The 11,454-nt window shown below is 67.3% G+C and carries 12 protein-coding genes; 6 read left to right on the top strand and 6 right to left on the bottom strand.

Going from position 1 to position 11,454, the window contains the following annotated elements; all coding sequences use genetic code 11:
* The 4 genes from AB0B61_RS55975 to AB0B61_RS55960 form a co-directional block, all read left to right on the top strand.
* Window positions 1-1,238 (top strand): hypothetical protein (locus tag AB0B61_RS55975; RefSeq protein WP_358450235.1); only part of this gene is annotated, 1,238 nt, incomplete at its 5' end.
* On the top strand, window positions 1,231-1,938 hold the full coding sequence (locus AB0B61_RS55970) for a hypothetical protein (protein ID WP_358450233.1): 708 nt from the start codon (window positions 1,231-1,233) through the stop codon (window positions 1,936-1,938). The genes AB0B61_RS55975 and AB0B61_RS55970, both read left to right, overlap by 8 nt.
* A 142-nt stretch (window positions 1,939-2,080) precedes the next feature.
* Window positions 2,081-3,439: an IS256 family transposase gene (locus AB0B61_RS55965; protein ID WP_358450231.1), complete on the top strand. Its 1,359-nt coding sequence runs from the start codon at window positions 2,081-2,083 to the stop codon at window positions 3,437-3,439.
* Window positions 3,440-3,507: 68 nt separating this feature from the next.
* Complete coding sequence (locus AB0B61_RS55960) at window positions 3,508-4,956, top strand: glycoside hydrolase family 3 N-terminal domain-containing protein (protein ID WP_358450229.1); 1,449 nt, start codon at window positions 3,508-3,510, stop codon at window positions 4,954-4,956.
* 212 nt (window positions 4,957-5,168) lie between these two features.
* Here the strand turns inward: AB0B61_RS55960 and AB0B61_RS55955 are convergent, their stop codons facing one another.
* From AB0B61_RS55955 to istA, 5 genes are all read right to left on the bottom strand, one after another.
* Window positions 5,169-5,858, bottom strand: coding sequence for a leucine-rich repeat domain-containing protein (locus AB0B61_RS55955; RefSeq protein ID WP_358450227.1), 690 nt, complete (start codon window positions 5,856-5,858; stop codon window positions 5,169-5,171).
* Window positions 5,859-6,008: 150 nt separating this feature from the next.
* Window positions 6,009-6,263, bottom strand: coding sequence for a hypothetical protein (locus tag AB0B61_RS55950; RefSeq protein ID WP_358450225.1), 255 nt, complete (start codon window positions 6,261-6,263; stop codon window positions 6,009-6,011).
* A 167-nt stretch (window positions 6,264-6,430) separates the two neighbouring features.
* On the bottom strand, window positions 6,431-6,688 hold the full coding sequence (locus AB0B61_RS55945) for an ATP-binding protein (protein WP_358450223.1): 258 nt from the start codon (window positions 6,686-6,688) through the stop codon (window positions 6,431-6,433).
* Between the two features lie 13 nt (window positions 6,689-6,701).
* Window positions 6,702-7,238, bottom strand: a complete 537-nt coding sequence (locus AB0B61_RS55940; protein WP_358450221.1) for an ATP-binding protein — start codon at window positions 7,236-7,238, stop codon at window positions 6,702-6,704.
* Window positions 7,235-8,890: an IS21 family transposase gene (gene istA / locus AB0B61_RS55935; protein WP_358450219.1), complete on the bottom strand. Its 1,656-nt coding sequence runs from the start codon at window positions 8,888-8,890 to the stop codon at window positions 7,235-7,237. Before istA ends, AB0B61_RS55940 begins: the two co-directional genes overlap by 4 nt.
* A gap of 161 nt (window positions 8,891-9,051) precedes the next feature.
* On the opposite strand from istA, the gene AB0B61_RS55930 reads away from it, so the two are divergent.
* Both AB0B61_RS55930 and AB0B61_RS55925 read left to right on the top strand, forming a co-directional pair.
* Window positions 9,052-9,279 carry a hypothetical protein gene (locus AB0B61_RS55930; protein WP_358450217.1) on the top strand — a complete coding sequence of 76 codons (228 nt, stop codon included), beginning with the start codon at window positions 9,052-9,054 and terminating at the stop codon, window positions 9,277-9,279.
* A 358-nt stretch (window positions 9,280-9,637) separates the two neighbouring features.
* Window positions 9,638-9,772: a hypothetical protein gene (locus AB0B61_RS55925; protein ID WP_358450215.1), complete on the top strand. Its 135-nt coding sequence runs from the start codon at window positions 9,638-9,640 to the stop codon at window positions 9,770-9,772.
* Window positions 9,773-9,814: 42 nt separating this feature from the next.
* On the opposite strand, the gene AB0B61_RS55920 is transcribed toward AB0B61_RS55925, so the two are convergent.
* A complete protein-coding gene (locus AB0B61_RS55920; protein WP_358450237.1) occupies window positions 9,815-11,392 on the bottom strand; it encodes a PLP-dependent aminotransferase family protein in 1,578 nt (525 codons plus the stop codon).
* Window positions 11,393-11,454: the final 62 nt, after the last annotated feature.

The raw sequence follows: 11,454 nt of genomic DNA, 5'->3' as shown, positions 1-11,454 counted from the left end.
CTCCTCGCCGAACTTCGACGGTCGTGCCACCCGAAGGCTCCCCTCTATGGACAAGATCCATTGTCAGGGGTGTCTACGCCGCAGGGGGAACCTCACCGGACGTTGTTGTCCGTCTTGCCGACGGTCTACGGCCCGCGATCGCCGCCGCTCGCCTGGAACGCAAACCCTGGCACAACGCCGTAGCCGCCCGTCAGGTGTTGCGCTGCACCGAGCAAGGCCAGCAGCCCACACGCTGCGACCCCGACCGCGACGACGCCACTTTGCCGGCGCTGCCCACCACCGATTTTTTGCGCTTTCGCGCCGACGCCTACCGGCGTCTGAGCGCGGCACAGTTCCGTCATGTCGACGGGGTCTATGCCTACGGCTTGGACCTCGCCTGCACCTGGCTCGTACAGCAGGCACATCTGGCCGGCGACGCCTCATCAGCCGCCGACCGTGCCCTTGCGCCGGAGCCGACCCCCGGGGCGGACGTGACCGGCATCGTCCGCAGCCGAGCCAGTGTGCTGCACCGCCTCCCGGAGCAGATCGCGCCCGACCGCGCCTACCCGTACCGCGTCGGCGCTCTCGGCTCCCTTCGGCTCTTCCTCACCGACCTTGTCGCCGACTGCCCCACCAAGGACCATGCCGTCACCCGCATCCGCGGCGCGCAGGCAGGCTTCTTCCTGCACGGCTTTCTGCTGACGGTGCCGATCCTGGCGGGCCGCCCAGCGAGCTCGGGCCTCATCGCTCAACTGACGCCCGATGACGCTGAGCGCATCGACACGCACCTGGCCCACCCCGTACACGCAGCGGCGCTGGCCATCGCCCTGTTCACCGAGGCCCGCATCAGTGATCTGCAAACGATTCCGTTATCTGCGCTGAGCCCCGACGCCACCACGATCGACATTCGCGAGAGCATCCATACGACCGATGGGCGTCTTCTTTCGGAAGAGACCATCACCTACCGGGTGCCGGTTCACGCACGGGGCATCCTCACCGCCGCGCGCAGGTTTCTGCTCCTCACCGGCTGCCAAAGCGCTGATCCGCTGCTCGAACAAGGCATCGGTGGCCGAGGCCGGCATCTGCTGGCCTCGGCGCAAAGCTGCGCTCTTACCGTGCCCTCGCTGTTGGAACATCACGAACACCATCGCTCCTGGCTGCGCCGCACCGCCTGCTGGAAAGTGGGCGAAGCCATTCACGCCCTCCCACCAGCGCCGGCTGACGGGCGCCCGCCAGCGGAGGAAGCATCCCATGTTTGACGTCGACCTCATCCAACGCCGATTAAGCGACCTACGCATGGGCGGAGCCGAATTCACCCGACGAGTCGGAGTGTCACTGGACACGCTGCGCACAGCGCATACCGCCACCATCAGCATCGATCTGGCATTGCGTATCTGCGACGCCGTGGACCTGGACGTCACCGAGCTCCTCGGGCGCCGCCCAGGAGGCCGGCCGCGGCCACCCGACGACGACGACCTCGTGCTCGAGGCGGCGCTGGCTCAGCACGGCCAGGTAGCCGAGCAAGACCTGGCCGAGGCGCTGGGCTGGTCGCGCAGCCGTGTTCACGAGGCCGCCGAAGACCTGTCACTGCGGCTGATGGACACCGCGCTGCACCTCATCCATCACGAGGATTTCCTTCAGATGCAACCGCGGCCGGGAGCGTTGCCCTCTGAGGCATCCAGGCGGCTGCAGAACCTCCAGCAGGCTCGTCTGCCCCCATCGCCCGATGACGCCGCCGTCCTGCTCCATCTCATCCGCGCCGATCGCCCTCTCACCCTCGACCGGAACATCCTCATCGATTGGGAAGCCGAAGAGCACCTCATCCGGCAGGGCATTGCCGCTGAGCGTCGGCATCGAGGGGAAAACGAGATCACCAGCATGTGGTTCAGCCCCACCCCCCATGAGGACGTCCTCTTCGGGCTCGGCCTGGGCGTTCATCCGCGCAAGGAGACGACATGAAGGGAATGACCGGCGAAGCGGCAATCCCCTTCGGCTTCTGTCACCGTCACACGGTCACGTCCGAGATGCGGTGTAAAAGAGAACGAGCGTAGGTTGCCGTGCTGAACCGACCAAAGTTCGCACTACGCAAGGACCTACGCTCGTGGCACGCACACTACCGCCCGTTCAGGCCATCCGCGCCGAGATCGACGCCCTGTTCACCGAGGGCCGCGATCTGGTCGAGGTCATCGAGGACGTCGCCCGTCTCGGTGCCCGCCTGATCATCCAGACCACCGTCGAAGCCGAGGTGGACGCCTTCCTCGGCCGCGCCCGATACCAGCGCGCCGCCACCGCCGGAGGTGAGGAGCAGACAGTACGGCCCGGTCACCGCAACGGCCACTGCCCGACCACCGTCAAGACCACCACGGGCGCGGTGACCATCGCTCGCCCCAAGCTACGCGGCACCACCGAGGCGTTCGCCTCCCGCTTGTTTGGCGCCGGTGTGACCCGCACCAACGCGCTGGAGACGCTGGTCATCGCTTCCTTCGTGCGCGGCCTGTCGGTGCGCGACGTGGAGGGCGCCCTGGCTGATGCGCTCGGACCCGAGGCCGCCTTGTCGAAGTCGACCGTCTCGACGATCTGCCAGGCGATCGTGGCCGAGTACGACGCCTGGTCGCGTCGTGAGCTGACCGCGATCGAGCTGGACTATCTGTTCCTGGACGCCTCGCACTTCAAGATGCATGACGGGCAGCGCCCCGAGCCGGTGCTGGCCGCCTGGGGCATCACGACCGAGGGCAAGCCGGTCTTCATCGGCCTGTCCGCCGCGGCTGCAGAGTCGACTGACGCCTGGCACGACTTTCTGACCGACCTGGCGGCCCGGGGTCTGCGTGCGCCGCTGCTCGTCATCTCCGACGGCGCGCCCGGCCTCATTGCCGCTGCTGAGCAGGTCTTTCCCCGCTCACTGCGCCAGCGCTGCGTGATCCACAAATGCCGCAACGTCATGTCGAAGGTCAGTGCCGGCGACCAGGCCGAGGTCAAGGCCGCCTTCTGGAACATCTTCGACACCAGCAGCCTGGACAAAGACGAAAAGGAGATCGAGCCGGGCCAAGACCTGGTGGCCTGGGTCCAGCAACGCATCGACGCCTTCGCCGACACCTGGGGCGGCTGCTACCCAGCGGCGGTCAAAAGCCTGCTGACCGACCGCGCCTCGCTGACGACCTACCTCCGCCTTCCGGCCGAGCACCACAAGCGCATCCGCCACTCCAACTTCATCGAGCGCACCTTCGGCGAAACCCGCCGCCGCGTCAAGGTCATCGGCCGCTTCCCCGGCGAGACCTCCTGCGTTTCCCTGGTCTGGGCGGTCCTGGACCGCGCCGCCCGCGGCTGGCGCGGCTTCACCATGACCTCCAAGGGCCTGCGCACCCTGCAGGACTTGCGCCGCGCCCTGCTCTCCCCGCCCACCCCGCTCCGCCCAGCCGCAACCACGGCGTCCGACTCGACACCCGAAACGGCCGCCGCCTAAGATCAACCCGCGGCACCTACCTCGTTGAGCCTTTTACACCGCTCCGAGGACGCGACCTCGAGGAGAAGGTGGGGCAGCTCTTCCAGCCGAGTATCGAAGCCGGCCCCGACGGCTCGCTGGTCGAACAGGGCGCGCTGGTGATGCCGGAGAGCACCACCCACACCATCGGCGTGCAGCACATCACCCACTTCAACGTCCTGCAGTTGCCGGGCGCGGCCGAGGCCGCGCTGTGGCACAACCATGTGCAGAAGCTCGCCGAGGGCAGCGGGCACGGGATCCCGGTCACCATCAGCACGGACCCGCGCCACTCCCAGGTCGAGAACGTCGCCACCGCCCTGCGCTCCGGCGCCTTCTCGGCCTGGCCGGAGGCGCTGGGCCTGGCCGCCCTGCGTGATCCCGGAGCCGTCCACGAGTTCGCCGATATCGCCCGCCGCGAGTACCTGGCAGTCGGCATCCGAGCGGCTCTGCACCCGCAGGTGGACCTGGCCACCGAGCCGCGCTGGGCTCGCCAGTCTGCCACCTTCGGTGCCGATGCCGGTCTTACGATCGACTATCTTCGCGCTTACCTCGAAGGATTCCAGGGTGAGGCGCTCGGCCCGGACAGTGTCGCCTGCGTGACCAAGCACTTCCCTGGCGGTGGTCCGCAAAAGGACGGCGAGGACCCCCACTTCCCGTACGGCCGTGAGCAAATCTACCCAGGCGGCAAGTTCGACCTCCACCTGGAACCGTTTCGGGCGGCCGTCGAGGCGGGCACCGCGGCGATCATGCCCTACTACGGCATGCCCGTCGGGCTGGTCTACCGCGGGCACGAGATCGAAGAGGTCGGATTCGGCTACAACAAGCAGGTCATCACCGGGATCTTGCGCGACGAGTTCGGCTACGACGGGGCCGTGGTCACCGACTGGCAGCTCGTCAGCGACGTCCTGATCGGCGGCCAGCACCTGCCCGCCCGCGCCTGGGGCGTGGAGCGGCTCGACCGGCCGACGCGCATCCGCAAAATTCTCGACGCCGGCTGCGACCAACTCGGTGGCGAGACCTGCACCGATGTCCTGCTCGACCTCGTACGTGGCGGGCAGGTGCCGGAAGAGCGACTCGACGAATCGCTCACTCGCCTGCTGACCGTCAAGTTCGAACTCGGGCTGTTCGACAACCCTTACGTCGACGTAGATCATGCCGCCGAGTCAGTCGGCACCCCCGAGGCCGTCCGGGCGGGCATGGAGGCGCAAACGGCCTCAGTCGTGATCCTGCGCCGCCCCGAGGCACACACATGGCCGCGAATGGTCTACGTGGAGGGCATGGAGCCAGAGGCGTTCGACGGCCTCGCCGCGGTCGTCGACGACCCCGCCGACGCCGACGCGGCCATCGTACGGCTGGCCGCCCCGTTCGAGCCGCGCAGTGACTTCGCCCTGGAACCTTTCTTCCACGCGGGCAGCCTCGAGTTCAGTGACGATGTGGTGTCGCGCCTGGCCGATCTGAGCGCGCAGGCACCGCTCATCGTGGACGTCACTCTGGACTGATTCTGCTGGCGAGTAGCAGCAGCGTTTGTCGGTCAGTTTGGACAGCACTCGGGGGCTGATCGGGTCTGGAATCCGGTGAGAAGTAGCAGCACCCGGAGGCTCGCCTACCCACCTAGTGTGTTCGTGTGATTACTGAGGGGGTGTCTTCGATTCCCCGCAGGTGATCTTATGGTCGCTTCGGGGGGAGACTTGGCGCCTCAGGGAGGGTCGCACTAGGAGAAATCGTCACAATCCACAACCAGGTGGGAGGCCCACTCAGGAATCTTGTCGAAGTCGGCCTCGTTCAGGTCGATCCGTTCGAGCGAGGGAAGCTTCTTCAACCATTTCGGCAGCTCGCTCAGATACGTGTCCGTGACGTCGAGCTCGACGAGGGCGTGGAGCATGGCCAGTGAGTCCGGCAGCTCGCTGAGTGGGTTGTCTGCCACGTCGAGCCGGGTGAGCGAGGCGAGGTTTCCGAGCGAATCGGGCAGATCACTGAGGTTGTTGCCGTGGACGTCGAGCATTCTGAGGGAGGTGAGCTTCCCCATCCACTCAGGCAAGTCCTCCAGGGGGCCGTCGGACAGATCCAGGACGGTCAGCGACTTGAGGTCGCCCAACCATACGGGTAACTCCTTGAGGTAGTGACCGGCCAAGCCGAGTTCCTGGAGAGCGTGAAGGTGGACCAGAGATTCGGGAAGTTCGCGGAGTCTGTTGCCTGCCAGGTCGAGCTGGGTGAGTGAGGTGAGCCCGCCCAGCCATTCCGGTAGCTCACTGAGCTTGTTGAAGTTCAGATTGAGGTGGGCGAGTGAGGTAAACGCGGCCAGTGTTGCCGGCAGGCTGCAGAGCTCCAGGGCGGAGAGGTCCAGGACGGGAGCGCTGGTGCGCAGTGCGTGGTTTATGCGCTCTTCGACTTCAGACGCCATCGATGCCTCCTCAGGGAATCACACCAGGCTACCGTCAAAGATCAAAACAGGACCTACCACCAGAGAACTGCGATCGCCGCGTGCGTGGCTGCGGGCGCCCAGATGGCAGTCGTTTCCGCCAACGGCTTGCCAACTGCGCTGGCGTGTCCCTCAGGCCAGGAGTCCCAGGGTTTCGGGCGTTTCCCAGGCTGTCAGATGCCGCTCAGGGTCGGTTTCCTCCTGGGCGAACTGGTTGATCAGCTCGGCGAGGATTTGCCGGTCCTGCTCGGACAGGTCCTGCAGGAGGGCGATCACCGGCTCCAGCAGCTGCATCGAGGCCTCGGCGATGGCGCCGTCTTCGCTGAGATCAAGCCTGATGACGATTTCCGTGAGGGCTTTGGCGAGGGTGCGTTCGAGCGTGGTCATGATGGGGCTCCTGGCTGGTCGCTGGGGCTCTTCCCCGACGCTGCGACGATCGCCGCGGCTCGTCCCGCGTCAAGATCGTTCGTCCTCGCTTCGCTGCGGGCGCTGCATCTTGACCTGCTCCTCCCAGCGGCGGGCCAGGCGTTGTCGAGGAAGAGCCAAGAACGAGGTCAGCTGGCGGCCTTGTTCGCGGCGGCGGCGTCGGCCTGGGCGCGAGTCTGGGCGAGCCGGTAGGATTCGGTGCCGGTCTCGATGATGTTGCCGCCGTAGGTGAGCCGGTCGACGATGGCGGCGCAGAGCCGGGGCTCGGTGAATGTCTTGGTCCATCCCGAAAACGACTCGTTTGAGGCTATTGCGACACTGTTGGTCTCCTCCCTCTCGGTCAAAACCTGGAAGAGCAGTTCGGCTCCGTGCCGATCAAGCTCCATGTAGCCAAGCTCGTCAATACAAAAGGAGATCCACGCGGCCGTAGCGGGCGATGGTCTTGGTCAGCACCTTCTCATCGGCGGCCTCGACCAGCTCGTTGACCAGTTTGGCGGCCAGGGTGTAATTCACCTTGAACCCGGCCATCGCGGCCTCGGTGCCCAACGCGATGAGCAGGTGCGACTTGCCCGTCCCCGAATCGCCGATCAGACACAGCGGCTGATGCTTGCGCACCCAGTCACAGGTGGCCAGCGTGTTGATAACGGCCGGGTCAACGTTGGGGTTGGCGTCGAAGTCGAACTCACGCAGCGATTTTTGCCGCGGGAAGCTCGCCATCTTGATCCGCCGGTCGGAGGCCTTGCGGGCGCGGTAATCGCACTCGGCCATCAGCAGCTCGGCCAGGAAGCCGAGATAGCTCATCTGGTCGCGCGGCGCGGCGGCGGCCAGCTCGACGAACTGAGCGCGGATGGTCGGCAGCCGCAGCCGCTGGCAGGCCTGGTAGATCGAGGCCTCGGCGGCTTCCTCGGTCAGCCCGCGGCGGTGAAAGGTCATCATGGCAACTCTCCCTCGGATGCGGGCCGGCCGCCGGGGCGGCGGCGCAGCAACTGGTCATAGACGGCCACCGACGGCAGCGGCCGAGTGTCTGGCGGCAACTGGGCCAACCGCCGGACGGTCAGCGACACCACCTGCGGCTCATCCAGCCAGGCCAGCCGTTCCGGCCGGGGCGGCGGTGGACCCGCCTCGGCACTGTCGTCGGCCTGAGCGATCTTGCGGGCCTCCAGCGCGACAGCGTCGGCGGTCAGCGCGCCCGCCGACAACGCGGCCGCGATCCCCGCCACCACATGCCGATGCTCCATCCGCCGATGCAGCAGCAGCACCTCGATCAGCGCCCGGGTGCCGGCCGCGTCCCCGTGCTTGCGACGCGCGGCCGCCCACCACGCCTCATGGACGGCAGTGAAGGTGCCCGCGGCCCGGGCCTGCTCCAGCGCGGTGGCGCCGGGCAGCGCGCCCGGCTTGTGCGCCAGCGCCTCCAGGTAGTGGTCCAACTCCAGCCGGGCCCCGCCCTTGGCGATCAGCCGCTCGTGCCGGGCCACCTCCACCCCCTTGTGGTAGACGACCAGGTGAGAGGCGAACAGCATGACCCGCACCTGATGCCCGGCCAGCCGGATCGGCACCGAGTAGCGGTTGGTGCGCACGCTGATCTGCCCGTGCAGGTTCACTCGCGGTGTCAGGAGTCGGCCGATCTCGAACGGCTCGACCGGCAACGGCGCCAGCAGCGTCTGCTCGTGGGCGAAGCGTTCGCCGATGGTTTGGGTGCGCATCCGGATCCGGCGCTGCTCGTCTTTGACGTCCCAGCGGTCGATCAACGCGTTGAGTTCGCTGACCGAGTCGACCTCGGGCACCGGCACCAGGTGGTTGCGGCGGAACCAGCCGATCTGGCCCTCCACCCCGCCCTTCTCGTGCGCGCCGATCAGTCCCGGGCGGCAGTAGAAGGCGTCGATGCCAGCCCAGCTTCTAAAGGCAACCCACCGCTCCGACTCCACCCGGGCCCGGGAGAAGCCCAGCACCTTGGCCACCGCGGGCTTGAGGTTGTCGTAGCGCACCTTGCCCGTGGGCAGCCCGCCCAGCACGGTCATCGCGTGCACGTGCCCCTCGAAGAACGCCTCTTGGGAGTAGGTGAGGAACATCCTGTGCACGGCCTTGCCCGACCAGGAGAGCCGGAAGGCGAACAGGTAACACCTGGTCAGCTCGCCCGCCAGGCGGATCCACACGTCCCCGAAGTCCACCTCGGCCTCGACGCCGGGCTGGTGGCTCTGCTCAATGAAGACCTCCGCCGGAGCCCGTCCCGCCTCTAATCGGATCTCGGGACGGCGTTTGGCGACGTAGTCGCGGACCATCCCGTACGACAGCCTGGTCGCGTCGTGCTCCTCCACCAGCCGGTCGAAGATGCGCCTGGCGGTGTGCCGCTGCTTGGGCGGCGCGTCCAGGTCCGCCCGCAGCATCTGATCGATCAGCGGTTTGAATGGGTCCAACCGGGACGGCCGGGGTGGCAGCGGCTTGCGCGGCTCGGGCCAGACCGAGGCCAGCGCCTTCTCCACTGTGCGGAAGCCCACGTTGTGCTTGCTTTGGATGGCCCGGGTGGACAGCCCCGCTCGAGAATCGCGGCGGATCGCCGCGTACAACTCGACCTTGGACTTCGGCTGCACCAGCGCCACCTCATCCCGCGAAGCACACCAATGCTCTCACCGCAAGCACCCGAGCGCTGTTACTTCTCAGCGACATCACCTTGCAGCGGAAACGATCGCTGTCGTTGGAGACCGGCAAACGCTGTCACTTGTCACCGACAGAACCACTGGACCGTCCAGCGGTGCTGACACCCGTGGCCGGACTCGCCACCGTGCTACTAGGTTCCTTCTCCTCCAGCGACCGGGCGCTCGCGCTGGTGGTCACCGGCCACGCGACGCCGAGGGGCGAGCTCCCGTTCGACTTGCCCGCCTCGATGGCAACCGTCGAACGCTCCCGGTCCGACGTGCCCGGCGACCTCGACGACGTGCTGTTCGCTTGTGCTTCGCAATCTATGGCTGAGCACACCTAGCGGTAGTGCGTTGAATCAAGGTGGCTGGTAGAGAAATGGCTCGTGACCTGTATGAACAGCGTCGGTCAGTGCCTGCGGGTCAGCAGGTGGGGGCGCTTACCCCGAGCGTGCCCGCCGCGAGGCCAGGAAAGCGGACGCCGCCATGAGTTCGGCGCCCTATCGGTCGGCCTGACGAGGCGTCGGCCATGCGGCACCACGTACTTGAGACGGTTGAGCAGGGAGGACCCAATGAGGCAGCGACTGGCCCTGCGCCCAGCATGAAAAGGCTAGACCTACCGCGACACGCTGTCCTGGCTCACGCGACAGCTCAGCACCACGGAGCTCGCCGAGGTGTTGTGTACCAGCCCTCGGAGACTGCTTGTACGCAGGGCTCGATCTGCACCAGCTGCGCCACAGCGCCGCCACCCATCTGGGCGAGGCCGAAGTCCCGCTGCAGCTCATCATGGGCAAGACCCGGCACAAGAATCCCCGCACCGCCATGCGCTCGGCGTAACTACGGGCACGATGCCCGGTGACCTGCTCGACGGTCGGCGGCTCATGGTGTGAGCAGCGCTGTCGGCTGATCGAGGACGTGGGTGACCGCGTCGCCGATGACTGCGGCGACTTTGTGGGCGGCCTCAGGCGCGACCGCGCCGGCGTTCAGCCGCAGATGTCGCTGATTGCCGGGGGTCACGAAGAACGGCTGTCCAGCGGCCAGCAGGAAGCCATCCCGCGCCGCCGCCTCTACCACCCTGTCGGCGCCGCATCCCCGTGGCAGGGTGACCCAGATATGCAACCCGTCGGGACCGACCTCTCCCACAGTCACGCCCAGCCGGTGAGCATCGCTCACGTCCAGGATGGCATCGCGCAGGGAGGCCCTGCGGCGTGTGTACTCGGTGCGCGCGCGATAGAGGGCGTCGTCGGTCCTGGGGTCCGACAGCACCGCCGCAAGGACCCGCTGGGAAATCCGTGAGGTCCATCCGTCGGCGAAGGACTTGGCCATGAGGAGCGAATGGCGAATCTGAGGTCGGGCGATGGCCACCGACAACCGCAGGTCAGGGGCGATGGACTTGGAGAACGACCGGAGGTAGACCACGCGCTCCTGGAGTCGCGCGTCGTTGTAGAGGGATCCCGGGCGCGAGGCGGACGCCTCCGCGAAGTGGTCGTCCTCGACGATCCACACCTCCGGGTACGAAGCGAGGACGTCGGCCAGAGCCTGCCTGCGCTCCACAGTCCAGCTGCACCCTGTCGGGCTCTGCGCCCGGGGGGTGAGGAACACCGCGGCGGCCCCGGACTCGAGCGCGGCGCGCAGCCCCTCAGCGGTGGCTCCGTACGGGTCGAGGTTGATGGGGATCAGGCCAAGCCCGTGGAGCTCCAAGGTGTCCATGGCCGTCTGGTATCCCGGCTCTTCGATCCCAACCAGGACCGGCTCATCCGGGAAGCGCTGGCGCAGGAGCACAGCCAGCAGGGAGAGGAACTGCTGGGTTGAGTTGCCGACCAGCATATCGCCGCTGTCGGCGGGCAGCTCGTCGACAGCGAGCCGCGCCTGCAACGCCTGCGCCAGCTCCGGCTCGACGCTCAGCGTGGAGGGGTACTCCAGGTCGCGTGGCCGCAGAGACGACGACACCTCGCTCATGGCGTCCCTGATCGCTTCAAGGGGAAGAAGGTCGGGGTCCGGGCTTCCCCGCATGATGTCCGCCGCCTCCGGGAAGCTCTGGATGAGCCGCGCCTCCGTCTGCGCGAGGATCATCCGCCGCCAGGTGCTGCTCTGGCGCGCGGGCGAGCGTTGTGTCGGCGCCCGGCGGGCGGGCGCCGCGAGGCCGGGCCCTGGGGAGGGCGCCATGGGGGACGGTGGCCCGTCGGCTGGCTTGGGCTGTTCGCTGACGAAGGTGCCGCGTCCGGCTTCGCCGCGGACCAGGCCGTTGTCGGCGAGCAGGGCATAGACGCTCATGACCGTCGTCACGCTGAGCCCTGCGTCCGTCGCGAGCTGCCGCACGGAGGGTAGACGCTCTCCTGGCTTCAGTTCGCCCAGCCGGATGGCCTCGGCGAGCTCCTGGGCAACACGTTCGTACAGAGGGCGCCCGTTGCCGGACGAATCACGCAGGTCGACCAGTCGCTGTTGTACCTCGAACATCACGCATACAGTCTAACAGCCCCCACATGATCCCAGGAGATTCCCTAATTCCGGCAAACCTT

This window comes from Nonomuraea sp. NPDC049158, assembly GCF_040648335.1.
Classification (GTDB): domain Bacteria; phylum Actinomycetota; class Actinomycetes; order Streptosporangiales; family Streptosporangiaceae; genus Nonomuraea.
Note: the sequence above shows the minus strand (reverse complement) of the source record. Positions and strands in the feature narration are given on the sequence as shown.

What these genes read in the sequence shown, in the direction of transcription:
- AB0B61_RS55970 (WP_358450233.1), top strand. Translation starts at nt 1,231, where the DNA reads ATGTTTGACGTCGACCTCATCCAACGCCGATTAAGCGACCTACGCATG.
- AB0B61_RS55955 (WP_358450227.1), bottom strand. Translation starts at nt 5,858, where the DNA reads ATGGCGTCTGAAGTCGAAGAGCGCATAAACCACGCACTGCGCACCAGC.
- AB0B61_RS55950 (WP_358450225.1), bottom strand. Translation starts at nt 6,263, where the DNA reads ATGACCACGCTCGAACGCACCCTCGCCAAAGCCCTCACGGAAATCGTC.
- AB0B61_RS55945 (WP_358450223.1), bottom strand. Translation starts at nt 6,688, where the DNA reads ATGGAGCTTGATCGGCACGGAGCCGAACTGCTCTTCCAGGTTTTGACC.
- AB0B61_RS55940 (WP_358450221.1), bottom strand. Translation starts at nt 7,238, where the DNA reads ATGATGACCTTTCACCGCCGCGGGCTGACCGAGGAAGCCGCCGAGGCC.
- AB0B61_RS55920 (WP_358450237.1), bottom strand. Translation starts at nt 11,392, where the DNA reads ATGTTCGAGGTACAACAGCGACTGGTCGACCTGCGTGATTCGTCCGGC.